This window comes from Mycoplasmopsis lipophila (genome assembly GCF_045276895.1).
GTDB classification, from domain to species: Bacteria; Bacillota_I; Bacilli_A; order Mycoplasmatales; family Metamycoplasmataceae; genus Mycoplasmopsis; species Mycoplasmopsis lipophila.
Map to the genome: position 1 here is coordinate 100,324 of NZ_CP174165.1, position 17,844 is coordinate 118,167.

The following is a 17,844-nucleotide window of genomic DNA, read 5'->3' on the forward strand; positions in this document are numbered from 1 at the left end:
AGAAAAATGAAAGATTTTAGTGTTATAGCAGAAACTAATGATGAAACAGTTGTTTCAGAATATAAACCACTTCTAAACAAATCTACCGCATATCAATCTGAACAAGATTTAGAAAAAGAATTTATAAAAATGTTAAAAGAACAATCATATGAATATGTGAATATTCATAATGAAGAAGACTTAATTTTGAATTTAAGAAAACAACTAGAACAATTAAATAAAATGAAGTTTAGTGATAAAGAATGAAAAGTATTTTTTCATAATAAAATTGCTAACCCTAATTTTTCAATTGAAGAAAAAACAAGAATTATTCAGGAAGATTACCGTCAACTTTTAGAAAGAGAAGATGGATCAATTAAAAATATTACTTTAATTGATAAAACTAATATTCATAATAATAAACTTCAAGTTATAAATCAATATGAAGAAGAAAATGGAAAATACAAAAATAGATATGATGTAACCATTTTGGTAAATGGTTTACCTCTAGTCCATGTTGAATTAAAAAGAAGAGGAATAGCAATTAAAGAAGCTTTTAATCAAATAAATAGATACCAAAATGATTCATTTTGAGCAAGTAATGGTCTATATGATTATGTCCAAATATTTGTAATTTCAAATGGAACTCATACAAAATATTATTCAAATACCACAAGATTTTATCATATTAAAAAAACCTATAATACAAGTAATAACACTAAAAAAAGTAATTCTTTTGAATTTACTAATTTTTGGGCTGATGCAAAAAATATAATTATTTCTGATTTAATTGATTTCACAAGAACTTTTTTCTCAAAACACACAATTTTAAATATTTTGAGTAAATATTGTGTTTTTACTTCTGAAAAAATGTTATTGGTTATGAGACCTTATCAAATTGTTGCAACAGAAAAAGTTATTAACAAGATAAAAATTGCTAATAATTATAAAAAATATGGTTCTATTGAAGCTGGCGGATATGTATGACATACAACTGGAAGTGGTAAAACTTTAACTTCTTTTAAAACAGCTAAATTAGCAACTTCATTATCTTTTATTGATAAAGTTATTTTTGTAGTTGATAGAAAAGATTTAGATTATCAAACAATGAGAGAATATGACAAATTTGAAAAAGGCGCAGCTAATTCTAATAAATCAATTCATGTGTTAGAAAAACAATTAAAAGATGATAAAAGCAAAATTATTATTACTACTATTCAAAAATTATCTTTATTTATAAATAAAAACAAAGGTCATAGTACTTTTGCTAAACATATTGTACTTATTTTTGATGAATGTCATCGTTCACAATTTGGGGTTATGCATGATGCTATAGTTAAAAATTTTAAAAATTATTATATTTTTGGTTTTACAGGTACACCTATTTTTGCCATTAATAAAAGTCATAATAAAGGTATAACCAAAACAACAGAACAAACTTTTGGGCAAAAATTACATACTTATACAATAGTAAATGCAATTCAAGATAAAAATGTTTTACCTTTTAAATTTGACTATGTAAAAACCATTGATTTACCAAGTTATATTAAAGATGAAATGGTTTGAGATATTGATAGAGAAAGTGTGTTTTTAGATCCAAGAAGAATTGAATTAGTTACCAAATATATATTGGAACATTTTAATCAAAAAACATATAGAAATGATAAAACTAGAATTTATAGACATTTGGTATTAAGTAGCATTAATTCAGTGGTTGCAAATAAATCTAATTACAATTTTAAAGAAATTAAAGAACACAAAAATATCAATGGATTTAATTCTATTTTTGCAGTTTCTTCTATTGAAATGGCAAAAAAATATTATTTAGAATTTAAAAAACAAATTGCAGCCAATTCAGAACATAATCTAAAAGTAGGATTAATTTATTCATATGGAGTTAATGAAGAAGATTTTGATGGTCTTTTAGATGAAGAAAATAGTGATGATACCGAAGCTTTAGATAAATCAAGTAGAGAATTTTTAGATGAAGCAATCAAAGATTACAATAAAATGTTTAATACTTCATATGATACTTCTGCTGAAAGATTTCAAAACTACTATAAAGATGTTTCATTAAGATTAAAAAATAAAGAACTTGATATTCTCATAGTAGTAAATATGTTTTTAACAGGGTTTGATGCTCAAGTTTTAAATACTTTATGAGTAGATAAAAATTTAAAAGAACATGGTCTTATTCAAGCTTTTTCCAGAACTAATAGAATTTTAAATTCTATTAAAACACATGGGAATATTGTTTGTTTTAGAAACTTAGAAAAAAATACCAAAGATGCTATATCCATTTTTGGAGATAGTGAAGCAAGTGGTCTTATTTTAATAAGAAATTTTAAAGAATATTACAACGGATATTATGATTTACTTAAAGTTTATCATACTGGTTATAAAGAATATATATCTCAATTAACTAAAAAATTTCCTTTATCTAATTGAAATCTTAAAATTAAAAGTGAAACAGAAAATAAGAATTTTATTCATTTGTTTAGTCAAATTTTAAAATTAAGAAATATTCTTTTATCTTTTGATGAATTTGAAGGTAAAGAAATTTTGACTATGAGAGAATTTCAAGATTATTCAAGTAAATATCAAGATATAAAAGATGAAATTAAAAATTATGAAAAAAGTGAATTAGTTACCATTAATGAAGATGTTGTTTTTGAAACTGAATTATTGAAACAAATGGAAGTTAATATAGACTATATTTTGATGTTAATTGAAGAAATGCATGACAAAAATACTAAAGATGTAGAAATTTTAGAAAAAGACATATGATTTGCTATTTCTTCTTCACCTGAATTAAGAAGTAAAAAACAATTAATTTTAAATTTTATTAAACGTATTGATAATAAAGAAGTTAATGTTTTAGATGAATGGAAAGCATTTTATACAGAAGAAAAAGAAGAAAAATTAAATGAAATTATTGATACCGAAAAATTGAATAAAGAATTAACATTAAAATTTATGCAGGATTCTTTTGAAAGAGGGGAAATAAAAAGAACAGGTACAGAAATAGCAAACATTTTGCCTCCAATTTCAAGATTTTCTGGTGCAGGTGAAGATAGAGCAATCAAAAAACAAAATGTTTTAAATAAATTAGAGGAATTTTTTAAAAACTTTTATATTTAATTTTATTAAAAATCAATATATCTAGTAAAGTAGGCATATTGATTTTTAAATCTTTAAATTTATGACGATGTTAGGCATTTTATTTTGTTTAATATTTCTAAATTTGCAATATCTTTATTTTTTGAAAATGAAGAGACATATAGAAAGAAATTTGTTTTGTTACTAAATAATTCAAAATGAAGAATTAATTTAATTTTTTATTTCAAAATATTTAGAATTTTGTTTGTATAAAATAATTTCTTTTATTTTGTAATAAAAATCATAAATTATTACTAGTAAATGAAAGTGAGACATAAATAAACACATATTACCTGTGTTAATTACTTCAATATAATTTGTTTTTTCCACAATAATAAATATTAAAAATCAAGATAATTTTCATATCAAATTTAAGGATATAAATATAGAAATATTTATTTTATTAGTTTTTGAAATATTGGAAATTCAAATAAATCAATAATAAAAACTAAAACCAAAAATTAAATATGTACTTTCATATACTCGGTCTATAGCGATGCTTATAAATATAAATTTTAAATTGTATTTTTTGGTTTCACTAAATTTGAATAGCATTCACATAAAAAATAATAGCAAACACCATAACAAAACAAAAGATGATGTTTTCTATTCATTTTTTAGTTGTGTATTTCATATTTTTCTTTCATAGCTTTAACTTTTTTACACCATATAAATTTTACTCTATATATGTGAAACATTTCCATTTTAACAATTAAAATATAAATTTGGTAATGTTTCCATTTTCCTTATTAGCATATGAATATATAATATTAATTAAGATAACTTATTAATTTATTTAATATGTTATCTATATATTTATTTATTTTGAAAGGTACTTAAATATGAATAAAATTAATGTTTATAGTGAAATAGGTAAACTTAAAGAAGTCCTAGTTCACACCCCTGGAGACGAAATCAGGCGTGTTGCGCCGGCTCGTTTAGATGAATTGCTTTTCTCAGCTATTTTGGAAGCTGATGAAGCTATAGAAGAACACAAAAGATTTGTTCAAATTTTATTAGATAAAGGTATTAAAGTTATTCAGCTAGATGATTTAGTTGTTGAAACTTGAAAAAAAGCTACTGAAGAACAAAGAGATGCTTTTATTGAAAAATGATTAGATGAAGCAGAACCAGTTTTAACTGATGAACTTCGTAAAAAAGTAAAAGCATTTTTACTTTCACAAAAAACTACCAAAAAAATGATCAGAATAATGATGGCAGGTATTTTAAAAACTGAATTAGGAGTTGAATTAGACCGTGATTTAGTTGTTGATCCAATGCCTAACTTATACTTTACTCGTGATCCATTTGCTTCAGCTGGAAATGGTATTTCATTAAATAATATGAAATATGTAACAAGAAAAAGAGAAACTATTTTCTCTGAATTTGTTTTTAAGATACATCCCAATTACAAAGATACTCCACACTGATTTGATAGATTAGATAATGGAAATATTGAAGGTGGTGATGTATTTATTTACAATAAAAAAACCTTAGTATTAGGTGTTAGTGAAAGAACAAATAAAGAAGCTATTTTAACAATTGCTAACAAAATTAAAAATAATGATCAAGCAAAATTTGAAAGAATAGTTGCTATTAATGTTCCTCCAATGCCTAACTTAATGCATTTAGATACTTGATTGACAATGATGGATAAAGATAAATTCTTATATTCACCAAATATGATGAAAGTATTGAAATTCTGAGAAATTGATTTAACCAAAGATATTGAAATGGTTGAATGTGAAAAATCTTTACCAGAAATGCTAAAAAGTATTACAGGATTAGATCCTATCTTAATTCCTATTGCTGGTGAAGGTGCTTCACAATTAAGCATCGATATTGAAACACACTTTGATGGTACAAATTATTTAACCATTGAACCAGGTGTTGTAGTTGGTTATTCAAGAAATGTATTAACTGAAAAAGCTCTAGAAAAAGCTGGTGTAAAAGTTCTTTCTTTCAAAGGTAACCAACTTTCTTTAGGTATGGGATCAGCAAGATGTATGTCTATGCCTTTAGTAAGAGAAGATTTAGAATAAAACAAAATTATTTAATTAAAAATTTAAATTAAATTTCATTTTTTTTATTAACAAAGGAGAATTATGCCAAGAAATTTAAAAGGACGTAGTTTAGATTCAGCTTTAAACTTTACAACTGATGAAATTAACTACTTAATTGATTTAGCTTTAGAATTAAAAAAATCTAAAATGCAAGGATTACATACTAACAATAGACCTTTAGTAGGAAAAAATATTGCTATTATGTTCCAAAAAGATTCAACAAGAACTCGTTGTTCTTTTGAAGTGGCTGCTGCTGATTTAGGAGCAAGTTGTACATATATAGGGCCTGCAGGTTCTAACTTTGGTAAAAAAGAATCAATAGAAGATACTGCTATGGTTTTAGGACAATTTTATGATGGTATTGAATTTAGAGGATTTAAACAATCTGATGTTGATGCCCTTGTAAAATATTCTGGTGTTCCTGTATGAAATGGTTTAACAGATGATGAACATCCAACCCAAATGTTAGCTGATTACATGACCATTAAAGAATTTAAAGGCGACCTAAAAGGCAAAAAAATTGTTTTTGCTGGTGATATTAAAAATAATGTTGCTCGTTCAATTATGATTGGTGCAGCATTTACAGGTATGCATGTAGTATTATGTGGACCAAAAGCACAAGCTGAATTAGTAAAAACCGGAAAAGGTTATAAAGAAGTTTATGATGCTTGTCAAAAACTATTTAAACAAAATGGTGGTTCAGTAAGCTTTTCAGATGACAAAATTAAAGCTGCTAAAGATGCTGATGCCATTTATACCGATGTTTGAGTATCATTAGGTGAAGACTTTTCATTGTTTGAACCAAGAATTAAAGAATTAGGTGCATATCAAGTTGATATGGAAATGATTAAAGCTGCTAAAGATGATGTATTATTCTTGCATTGTTTACCAGCTTTCCATGATGACCATACTCAATTTTCAGCTGAAATTAAAGAAAAATTTGGTAAAAAATATCCAGTTGTTGCTACCGGTGCTATGGAAGTAACAGATGAAGTATTCCAATCAAAATATAATAAATCTATAGAACAAGCAGGAAATAGAATGCACTCAATTAAAGCAGTTATTCTTGCTACCTTAGGATACTAATAATCTAAGAAAAGAGAAATATGGCTAAAATTGTTGTTGCATTAGGTGGGAATGCTTTAGGTAATAACCCACAAGAACAAAAAGAATTAGTAAAATTACCTGCTCAAAAAATTGCTCAATTAGTTAAAGAAGGACATGAAGTTTTAGTAGGTCATGGTAATGGACCACAAGTTGGAATGATTTACAATGCATTTGCTGACGCTAAAAAAATTAATGCTAAAACTCCAATGGTTCCTTTTGCTGAAGCTGGTGGGATGTCACAAGGTTATATTGGATATCATATGTTAACAGCTTTAACTAATGAATTTACAAATAATAAAATTGATAAAGATGTTATCTATTTATTAACTCAAACTATAGTTGATAAAAATGATAAAGCTTTTAAAAACCCAACTAAACCTGTTGGACCTTTCTATACCACAAAAGAAGAAGCAGAATTAAATAATCCAAATTCAACTATTATTGAAGATGCTGGAAGAGGATTTAGAAAAGTTGTTCCTTCTCCATTACCATTAGACTTTGTAGGAATTAATTCTATTAAAAGGAATTTTGATAATGGTACCATTGTGATTGTAGGTGGTGGTGGTGGAATTCCTACCATTGTAGAAAATAATCAAATTCAAGGTGTTGATGGAGTTATTGATAAAGACTTTGCTTTATCAAAATTAGCTTCAAAAGTTAACGCTAATATCTTTATTGTATTAACCGCAGTTGAATATGCTTATGTTAACTACAATAAACCAAATCAAAAGAAACTAGAAACAGTTTCAATCAAAGAATTAGAACAATACATTGAAGAAAAACAATTTGCTCCTGGAAGTATGCTTCCTAAGGTTCAAGCTGCTATCAACTTTGTAAAAGAAAATCCTAAAAACATTGCTATTATTGCTAGTTTAGACAAACTTGCAGAAGCGGTTGCAGGAAAAAGTGGAACAAGAGTTGTTGCTAAATAGTAATTAACTATTTAAAAATCAAGGAGAAAAAACATGGAAGAAGAACAAAAACAAGTTCAATCTAACATGGATAGTAAAAAGAAAATTTCCTTTATTTCTGCCTTATTAATTGTTATTGGTGGATCTATTGGTGCTGGAATTTTCTTTAAAGCTGCTGCTGTTCAAGAAAATTCACAAGGTAGTATGCTTTTAGCTATTCTATGTTGAATCATTGCTTCAGTTGCCGTTATTGCAATGGCTTTAGCATTGATTGAAATCTCATCTGTTCGTAATGATAACTTATCATTAATTGGATGAAACAAAGTTTTTAATAGTCGTTTCATAGCTAAGGCTTCTAAAAACTTTATGGTTTATGTATATTTACCATTAACTTATTTATTTATGCCATTATATGTGCTTATGTCTCTTCAAGATGCATTAGCTTCATTAGTTCCAAGTGGTAAAAATACCTTTGGTGCTGTTGTAAATGGTACTAATATTGACTGAATTATTTGATCAGTTATTTGTTTAGCTATGTCAATTTACTTTTTAACAATTCCTACTTTATGATCAAAAGTTGGGGATTGACATAATAAAGTAATTTTAGGAATTAAATTTATCCCTATTGTTTTAGTTATTGTTTTAGGATTAGCAATTGCTTTTTCAGGAAACAGTAACGCAAAAGATTTATCATGAGGAAAAATTACTACTGATAAAACTTCTTTTGCTGATTCAATTAAACAAGGTAAAGGAATTGCAGAAATTTATGGTTTAGGAGCAGGTTTAGGTATGTTCCTTGCAGTTGCTGCTATCTTCTTTGCTTATGACGGTTTCTATGTTGCTTCTGGTATTCAATCAGAAATGAAAGAACCTAAAAAAACTCCTATTGCTTTATTTATAGGTTTAGGAATTACTACTATTATTTACTTATTAATTGCTATTTCATTATCAATTAATGGTGGTGATGTTTTCGGTATGGCTGAAAACTTAGAAAAATTATTTAAAGATAAAAAAGCTGCTAATATTACATTAGGTATTATGAACTTAATGATTGCTATTGGGGTATTAGGAATTATTAATGGTTTTTCAATGTGAGCTCCTCGTTATGTAGAAGATTTATTAGCAGAAGGTGAATTACCTTTCTGAAGAAAAGTAAAAGGTAAATTAAATGCTAACTTCCCAATTGTTGGTGTTATTTACTCATTAGCAATTACTGTTCCAGTTGTTATTATCTTTACTTTAATTGGTGCTTTAGGTTATGTTGGTAAAGAAAGTTATTTAGTTAACTATGGTTCAATAGGAATGGCTAAACTATATAATTTTGCTGACTTAATGGCTAACTGAACTGCTGTATTCACCTTTGGATTTATAGCAGCTGCTATTTTAGGTGGAATTATTAATAGAAAGAAAAACTTTGTTGAAGTTAAAGATAAAAAATCTTACTTCTTACCAATGGCTTGAATTTCTGTTATCACAGTATTTGTATCAATGGCTATTACTATCTTAGTTCCTGTTATCGATTTATTCTTATTAGCAGGCGCTGATAAATCTGTGTTAGTTAAAGAGCTTGTAGTTCCAAGAGTAATGCTTATTATTACATTATTAATCTTTGCTGGATTATCATTCTTACCAACTGTATTTGAAGATCTTTATGCTAAAAAGAAATATGGTTCAGTTGCTGCTTATGATCAATACAAAAAAGAACAATTAGCACAATAAACTAATAAAAAATGAATATGGGTAGCAATACCCATATTTTTAATTTATTAATTAAAATTAATATAGCTTCAATTCGAAGGAGATATTATGGCTAAATATTTAGCATATAATGAAAAAGACTTATCAAAAATTTTAAATGATAAAGATCAACATAAAAATTGTGATGAAGATGATTTACGTTATTACAAAACAGAAGAAAATGATTATAATATGTCTATTTTTTGCAAATAAGTTAAAAAAATTTAATTAATTTTAATTTTGGGAATTTTTTTATTTTTTATCAAAAATATTAGTTTTTGCTCATTTAGGTTTTATAAAATTTTAAAAATATAATGATATTATTTTAAGGATATGAAAAATATTGTAGAAATGAAAGTAGAAATTCAAAAGAATTCTAGAATTAAATATGAATATAATAGAGCTACTGGAAATATTGAAGTAGACAGAATATTAAGAGGAGATTTTGTTTACCCTTGTGTGTATGGTTTCGTACCTAATGCTTTAGATTGAGATGGTGATGAGTTAGATGTGCTTCTCTATACTGAAGAACAATTTCAACCTGGAGTTATTTTAAAAGCAAAAATTATTGGTGCTATGAAAATGATTGATTCTGGTGAAACTGACACTAAATTAATAGCAGTTCATGCTGATGATTACCGTTTAGATAAAATTGAAAAATTAGAAGATTTACCAAAAGAATGAATTAATTCAGTAGAACATTTCTTTTCACATTATAAAGATTGAAAAAAACCTGGAATTACAAAAGTAGAAGGTTTTGAAGGTTTAGAATGATCTAATAAAGAATTAGAAGAATGTATTGAATTAATGAATAAATATGGTAAATTACCAAAAGAAAAATTTTTAGAAAAAATGAAAAAAGAACATCCAGATAAATATGAATGTTAACAAAAAAATGACCATTTAATTAAATATAAGATGGTCATTTTTTTGTTATTTTATTGGCTAATTTAGTTTAATTAATATAAAATAAATATAAATATTTATTTAATATTAGGAGACATATGGATTGTAGTGATTATAGCTTGTTAAAGCTTAAATATTTTTCAAAAATTATGCAATTCATAGTTTTGAAAAAGAAATAATTTGCCAATCCATTTGTATTAAGGAGAGAATTATGAAAAAAACAATCATTAATACAAATGAAATAAAAAATAGATTAATTAATGCTTCTAATGCTACTAATGAAGAATTATTTTCTTTATATAATTCTAATCTTAATGGTATTTTAACAGATGAGATTATTGAAGAAAATAAAGAAAAATATGGGTCTAATAAATTAGACAAAAAAAGTAAAAATGGTGTTTGAAAAAGAATAATTAGTTCATTTTTTAATCCTTTTTCTCTTATTCTAATTATTCTTTCTTTAGTTTCTTTTGCTTTAGATGTTTTATATCCCATAATAGCAAAACCTAAAGATAAATCTCCTGATCCAATTACATTAATTATTATTATGTCTATGGTCATTATTTCTGGAATAGTACATTTTGTTCAGGAATCAAAAAGTAATTCTAGTGCTGAAAAGTTAGTTAAAATGATTGAAACAACAACTAGAATTAAAAGAAATGGTATTGCCTATGAGATTCCTTTAAATGAAGTTGTAGTTGGAGATATAGTTGAATTAGCGGCAGGAGATATAATTCCTGCTGATGTAAAAATTTTAAGTGCAAAAGATTTGTTTGTTTCTCAATCTTCTTTAACCGGTGAATCTGATGCTATAGAAAAATATGCTTATCTTGATACTAGAAGTAATTTCGATAATATTACGGATAGAAATAATTTAGCATTTATGGGTAGCAATATTATTTCAGGATCAGCTCAAGCAATGGTTATAGTAACTGGTAATAGTACTTACATAGGTCAAATAGCTAACAAAATAAATGAAAAACCTATTAAAACTGATTTTGAAAAAGGTATTAGTTCAATTTCATGACTATTAATTAAATTAATGTGTGTTATGGTACCTTTAGTTTTATTAATTTCTATTTTAAAACCTTTTATTTTAAAAAATCATGCAAATGTTAAAGATATAAATTATTGATTAGATGCTATTTTCTTTGCAATTAGTATTGCAATTGGACTTACCCCTGAAATGTTGCCAATGATTATTACTTCTACTTTAGCAAAAGGTGCTGTTTCTATGTCAAAGAAACAAACAATTGTTAAAAATATTAATTCAATACAAAACTTTGGAGCAATGAATATTTTTTGCACTGATAAAACAGGAACCTTAACTTTAGATAAAGTTGTTTTAGAAAAACATTTAAATATTCAGGGCAAAGAAGATTCAAGAGTTTTAAAATATGCCTTTTTAAATAGTTGATATCAAACAGGATTAAAAAATTTACTTGATAAATCTATTATTGAAAAAACAGAAGAACTTTCAGATTTAGAAAAAGATTTAAGAAATTTAGATTTAAATTATGAAAAAATAGATGAAATACCTTTTGATTTTGAAAGAAAAAGAATGTCTGTATTAGTAAGGGGAAAATCAAAAAAATTACAAATGATAACAAAAGGAGCAGTAGAAGAAGTTTTATCCATTTGTGATCGTATTGAATTAAAAGAAGGCGATGTTCAACCAATTAATGAAAATTATATAAAAGAAGTTTTAGAAAAAGTTGATAACTTAAATGATGAAGGAATGAGAGTAATAGCTGTGGCTAGAAAATCTAATCCTTCAGGTGAAGGTAAATTTGGAGTTAAAGATGAACATGGAATGGTATTAATTGGTTATTTAGCGTTTCTTGATCCTCCAAAAGAATCTACTAAAAAAGCTATTGAAAATTTACACAATCTTGGAGTAGAAGTAAAAATTTTAACCGGAGATAATGCCAGAGTAACTAAAGCAATTTGTAAAAAAGTAGGAATTGTTTCAGATAATATTTTATTAGGTAAAGACATTTTGGAAATGAATGATGAACAATTAGATGAAGCAGTTAAACATACAAATATTTTTGCTAAATTAAGTCCTGATCAAAAATCAAGAATAATTTTATCTTTAAGAAAACAAGGTAATGTTGTTGGTTATATGGGGGATGGAATTAATGATGCTCCTGCTATGAAAGTAGCAGATGTATCAATTTCTGTTGATACAGCTGTTGATATAGCAAAAGAATCAGCTAATATTATTTTGCTGGAAAAAGATTTGAGTGTTCTTGCTACTGGAATCATTGAAGGTAGAAAAACATATTCAAATATGAATAAATATGTCAAAATGACAGCAAGTAGTAATTTAGGTAATATTTTTAGCATGGTAGTAGCAACTATTTTATTGCCTTTTATTCCAATGTTAGCAGTTCAATTATTGATAATGAATTTAATATATGATTTTACTTGTGGAGCCATACCATGAGATAAAGTTGATGAAGAACAAATTCTAAAACCAAGAAAATGGCAACCAAAATCAGTACGTAATTTTATGTTTTGATTTGCTCCAGTTTCTTCAATAGTGGATATTTTAGCTTTTATTATTTTAAGATACGCAATTATTCCAACTATAATTACTGATGTTGATTCTCAATTATTTAAACAAACTTTTTGAGCAGGATGATTAGTAATTTCAATGTGAACTCAAAGTTTAGTAATTCATTTTATTAGGACTCAAAAAATTCCTTTTATTCAATCTAGAGCTTCTTGACCAGTTACTTTGTTTTCCTTATTAGGGATTGCAATTATAAATACTTTACCTTATATACCGGTTTTAAATAATGCTTTACATCTTTCTCCTTTACCAGCAATCTTTTATGCTTGATTAGCATTATTATTATTTATTTATATTGGATTTATATCATTAATAAAATATCTTTATATCAAGAGATATAAAGAATTGCTTTAAAAAATATTAGGCGAATAATGAGCCTAATATTTTTATTATTTATTAATTTTTAATGAAACTCCAATAGCCAAAGCTTTAGGACCTGTATGAATAGCAATAATTCCACTAGAAAAATCTTCAGAAGTAAAATTGATGTTATTTTTTTGTGCTATTTCTCTTGCTATATTATTATTTGTTTCATCTGTTCCATGGATTAATCTAAAATCATATTTATCAATATTTTCTTTTCCCCCTATAAAAAGAAGAATCTTTTGAATAATTTTATTGATAGAATGTTGTTTACTTGTTGCAAGTCCAGCAAAAGAAACTTTGCCTTCATATTTTACAATAGGAAAAATTCTAAGTTTTTGTAAACCCGATATAAGGAATTTTTTCAATCCTTTCATTCTTCCACCATGTACAAGGTATTCAGAAGAAAAAGGAGTAATAAAAATAGTGGTTTGTTTAATATATTTATCTAATTCTTTTAATGTTAAGTTAATATCATTATTTACTTCATAAAAATTTTGGATATATAGAGCAATGTCTAAAAACATTTTTCCACAAAAATTATTTTGAACAATGTGAACATTAGGATAGTTTTTTGCAATAGTACTTGCAGTTGTTGTTGAAGAAGAAAGATTTTCATTTATTCCTAAATAAATAACATGTTCATATTTTTTTGACATTGATTCTATAGTTTCTTCAATATGACTTAAAATGGGTAATGAAGTTCTAATTTCTTTAGCACCTTCAATTTGATTAATTAATTCTTCATATGAAATATCAACACCATCTAAATATGTTTTGTTATCTATAATACTTTGCAAAGACAAAAAACCAATTTCATATTCATCAGCAGTTTTTTTATCTATACAAGAAAATGAATCTAAAATAATACCAAGTTTTTTCATAATTTCTCCTTCATATATGTAATTTATTATAGTTTATTTATTGTTAACAGTGTATTTTATGTCTAATTTTTCAATAATGTATGGATCAATGTTATTAGGCAAATTTTCATAAATAATTTCTATATTTTTACTTATACCATTCCTTAAATTTAATAATCTTAAATATGTTTCTGAATTTGAAGTTAAGTTTTTAGATAAATTATTACCAATCATTATTAAATTGAATAGTTTAGTAGTTTTAATAAAGCTAATCATTCTATTAGAAATTTCATTTAAATATAAACCTATACCAATTTCATTTTTGCTTAGTTCATTAATTGTTTTGTAAATTTTTTTGATATTAAAATCTTTTTCTACATTAGCAATTAAAAAAGTAAGATTTGAAGTATTATCAAATTTAAATTTTGAAAAATCTAAATTTGAAGATTTAATTAATGTAACATCATTTTTATTTATGTTTTGTAATAAATATTTTACCCAAGAATATTCATATCTATTTTTTAAATAAGGAACATTTTTAAAAAAATTAAAGTCATTTTTATTAAAACTATTAAGATGAATTTTTAATAGTTTTAAGTTTGAAATATGTTTATTACTTTTATTAATAATATTTATAGGAATTATTTCTGAAATAAAATCTTCATTTTTATTTCTTTTTTCAAATTCATCTATTTTAATGTTAAATTCATCAAATTCTTTTTTGAATTCATAATCATTAATACCCCAATAAAAATAATTTTTATTAGTTAAAGAATTGCTTAAATTAGCATTTAAAAAACATATTTTGGATATAAAATTATTTACATCATTATTATTAAAAAATTTATTTTCTTCAATAATAGAAACACTTTCAATATATTCATTAAAAATAAATTTGCTATTTAAATGATTTAATTTTTTGATTAATTTTCTACTGGTTTCTTTTAAAGATAATAAAGTATTTCTATTAAAAATAATTAATAGTATATTTTCATATTTAGTAAGAATAACTTTTCTACTAGAAATTTTTAGAAAAGACAAAATATTAAAATAAATTTGATTTAATTCATAATTATTTTCAATATCTAAAATATTTTCATTTATATTAACAACAAGTGAAGAGAAAAATCTAGAATTAAGATTTTTAAGATCTTTTATATCTTCTAATTTATTTAATTCATAATTTTTGTTATTTAAAATATTGTTATGATAATGAATAGTACATCAAAAATTATTATCAGAGATTTTATATATTTTTAACAATAAAGAAAAATTTTTCAAATTAAAATCACTATTAATTTTTTTTAAATTTTTTAGAATTTCTAATGATTCAACAAAATTAAAGTTAATATTGTACCTATTTTTAGTAGGATTATTAAAATATTTAACAATATTTTCTTTATGTTTTTCATTTATTACATTAAGAAAATTCTCAACATTAGTAAAAATATTTTTTTTAAGTTTATTTTTTCCTATATCTCAAGGCAAATTTTTGCTCAAAAAATTATTTGTTTCTCTAATGATCTTTTTATTTTTTCAATCAATATTAACAACTATTAGACCAGAATTATCAGTGTAATTTTTAGTTTTAACTTTTGTATATAAAAATATAAATATTAAAGATATTAGGAAAAATATTATTCCTAAAACAATAAATAAAGCTAAAACATAATTAAAGTTATTCATTTATATCTTTTTTATTTCTTCATATTGTTCTGGAGATAAAAGTGTTTTTAAATCTAATTGATGAAAGAATTTTTCTATAAATATAAGTCTTTTATTTGTGACTATGGTTTTAATGAAATGATCTACTAATTTAGTTTGAGCACCATCTTTATTTTGTTTAACGAAATCAAAATATTTATTAACTCTTCTAATAGCTTTATCTTTATCATTGTCGGTTAAACCTAAAATGTTATCAGGGTCATTTATGTAATGTTTCTTATTTTTAATACCATCTAGTTTGTATAATAATAATTTTTCGGCAAGAAGATTTACATATTCTTTATCATTTATAAAACTCATTAATAATTTTTCTATATTAGCCTTAAATGTAGAATTAATAGTTGAATCTTGTATCATAGTTGCAATTACATCATGAAAACTATTTTTTTCTAATAAAGCATCATTATTATCATTTTTAATTAAATATTCAATAATATTCATTAAGAAAACATTGATATTTTTATTATTAAATACTTTTAAAAAGTATTTTTTAGCATTATCCTTTTTCATTGAAAAAGGATCATTTTCGTTATAAATAAAATCAAAGTATAAATCAATAATATTTCTAATGAATTTAGAACCTTGGTCATTAAATTTATTAAATAAAGCACTGACAATTTTTATTCATTCATTTTTGTTTTGTTTATATAAATCACTTTTTAAAAATGGAGCAATAAGATTTTTATAATTATTTTCTCCATCTAAAATAGTAACTAAAAAATGTTTAAAGAAACTATTTTTGTCAATTTCTTTTCAAATAGGTTCTCCATCTAAACCAACATGATCAAAATATTCTTGGAAATTATTTAAAAGATTTTCAATAAAACTTTTTCCTGGAACATCAAATAATTCTCTAAATAATTCTTTATTATCTTTACCGTTTGTCTTACCACTCATTAATTTTTTAAATGAGTTTTCATTATCTGCCAATTGTTTAAAAATTTCTCATGAATCAAGATTTTCTAAAACTTTATCTATTGTTCATTTGTAAGTATGAGATTTTAATCTTTTACCAGTTTGTTTATATGTATATATATCTCTTATTTTTTTACCAGTTTTATGTCTAATTATTTGGCCATTTTTTCATTCTAATTCAACTTCATCACCATTAAATATTGGATCATCTTCTTCTTTTAAACTATATAGAAATTCTTCATAATTTTTCTTTTTGAAGGTTTGATAGACGATTTCTGAATATGATTTAGTTGTATCTATAACTTTTTGTGCTTCATCTTCTTTAACAAAATCTTGTGATCAAGGTAGTTTATGGAATATACCTTCTAGGTCATATTGTTCATAATCAAATTGCTCTTTAGATGTGTAACCTGTGGTTAATTTTAAATAAGCATCCATTGCCATTTTTTTTCATCCATATAGAGTTGGGTGAATATCAATAACTGATTTACTTAATTTGCTTTGATTAAGATTTCAATATTCTTGGTCATAAACATTTAAAAATTGGACACCGTTTTGTAAAGCAGCAGCTTTAATTATTTGTTGATTTAAAATGTTAATAGCTGAGTTACTAATTCCAGAAAGACCCAAAATAATTGAATCAATAACCTTAGTTAGACGATTAAAAGGCATAGGATAAGAAACCATCATTATGTTTGCTTTATTATTAATTTTTTTAATTTCGGTAAGTAAAGTATCAATTCTATTCTTTATTTCATCAGTAATCTCACCCATTAAGTATCAAATATTAAAAATTGCTTTTGCTTTATCGTTTTTAAAATCATCTAATAGGGTTTTATATCTATCTTGTTTTAATAAAGTTTCTAAGATTTCAAAGAAATCATTAGCACCAAAACTAATAGAAATTAAATTTGCTTTTTTAACTGCTTCAATAATTTGTTCTTTCATTGCAGCAAAATCTTTTTTAGGACCTCCATCAGTAGGAGTTATATTGTGTTTTGGTAAATAATTTCAATTAAAAGCAGAAATAAATTCATGACTAGTAGCCCCTGAAATGGCAAAATTTTTATATGAAGCCAATCTTTCAGGATTTTCATTTTTTATTAATTGAGCTAAATATGAAGGAAAACTAGCACCAGTTATATTACCATTTTCATCCATATCCCCAGGATGATCACTAGGCAAAAAGTTGGTATATCCAGCGGAAATAGAATCACCTAAGGCTACGTAATTAATTTTTTCATTATATTTAATCATATTTTTTGCTTCAATAACATTAGGTTTTGTAGTTTTTTTTATTTCATCTGATTGATATTTTTTACTTTTATGCATAAAATAAATTGTTGTATAAGTGATAGCAGAAGATAAAATAGCAGTTCCTAAAATCGAACCAGTAATGATAAGAGCTTTTTGTTTTTTATTCATATCTAACCTTTCCTAGGTAAAATTTGTTAAATAGTTCAAATATTACTAATAAATAAAATAATATATATAATAATAAATTATAAATAAATAAAAAATTGATAAAAAATAACCAA

11 protein-coding genes are annotated in these 17,844 nt (G+C 24.4%); 8 read left to right on the forward strand and 3 right to left on the reverse strand.

What is annotated here, in order from left to right; all coding sequences use genetic code 4:
* Window positions 1-6: 6 nt before the first annotated feature.
* From ACJA27_RS00355 to mgtA, 8 genes are all read left to right on the forward strand, one after another.
* Window positions 7-3,120, forward strand: coding sequence for a type I restriction endonuclease subunit R (locus ACJA27_RS00355; protein ID WP_406618021.1), 3,114 nt, complete (start codon window positions 7-9; stop codon window positions 3,118-3,120).
* An 860-nt stretch (window positions 3,121-3,980) separates the two neighbouring features.
* Complete coding sequence (locus tag ACJA27_RS00360) at window positions 3,981-5,180, forward strand: arginine deiminase family protein (protein WP_406618022.1); 1,200 nt, start codon at window positions 3,981-3,983, stop codon at window positions 5,178-5,180.
* Window positions 5,181-5,243: 63 nt separating this feature from the next.
* Window positions 5,244-6,287 (forward strand): ornithine carbamoyltransferase, encoded by a 1,044-nt coding sequence (gene argF, locus ACJA27_RS00365; protein ID WP_406618023.1) that lies wholly within the window; start codon window positions 5,244-5,246, stop codon window positions 6,285-6,287.
* Between the two features lie 20 nt (window positions 6,288-6,307).
* Complete coding sequence (gene arcC / locus ACJA27_RS00370; RefSeq protein ID WP_406618024.1) at window positions 6,308-7,240, forward strand: carbamate kinase; 933 nt, start codon at window positions 6,308-6,310, stop codon at window positions 7,238-7,240.
* Between the two features lie 33 nt (window positions 7,241-7,273).
* Complete coding sequence (locus ACJA27_RS00375) at window positions 7,274-8,938, forward strand: APC family permease (RefSeq protein ID WP_406618025.1); 1,665 nt, start codon at window positions 7,274-7,276, stop codon at window positions 8,936-8,938.
* Between the two features lie 87 nt (window positions 8,939-9,025).
* Entirely contained in the window at window positions 9,026-9,169 is a 144-nt protein-coding gene (locus ACJA27_RS00380) for a hypothetical protein (protein WP_406618026.1), read from the forward strand.
* 120 nt (window positions 9,170-9,289) lie between these two features.
* Window positions 9,290-9,844, forward strand: coding sequence for an inorganic diphosphatase (locus tag ACJA27_RS00385; RefSeq protein ID WP_406618027.1), 555 nt, complete (start codon window positions 9,290-9,292; stop codon window positions 9,842-9,844).
* Between the two features lie 229 nt (window positions 9,845-10,073).
* The gene (gene mgtA, locus ACJA27_RS00390; RefSeq protein ID WP_406618028.1) at window positions 10,074-12,794 is read left to right on the forward strand and encodes a magnesium-translocating P-type ATPase; all 2,721 of its coding nucleotides are present in this window, start codon (window positions 10,074-10,076) and stop codon (window positions 12,792-12,794) included.
* Window positions 12,795-12,829: 35 nt separating this feature from the next.
* Here the strand turns inward: mgtA and ACJA27_RS00395 are convergent, their stop codons facing one another.
* From ACJA27_RS00395 to ACJA27_RS00405, 3 genes are read right to left on the reverse strand one after another with little or no spacing between them, the layout of a single operon-like run.
* A complete protein-coding gene (locus ACJA27_RS00395; RefSeq protein ID WP_406618029.1) occupies window positions 12,830-13,687 on the reverse strand; it encodes a DegV family protein in 858 nt (285 codons plus the stop codon).
* A 33-nt stretch (window positions 13,688-13,720) separates the two neighbouring features.
* On the reverse strand, window positions 13,721-15,352 hold the full coding sequence (locus ACJA27_RS00400) for an MHO_4530 family protein (protein WP_406618030.1): 1,632 nt from the start codon (window positions 15,350-15,352) through the stop codon (window positions 13,721-13,723).
* Window positions 15,353-17,731, reverse strand: a complete 2,379-nt coding sequence (locus ACJA27_RS00405; protein ID WP_406618031.1) for an SGNH/GDSL hydrolase family protein — start codon at window positions 17,729-17,731, stop codon at window positions 15,353-15,355.
* Between the last annotated feature and the right edge of the window lie 113 nt (window positions 17,732-17,844).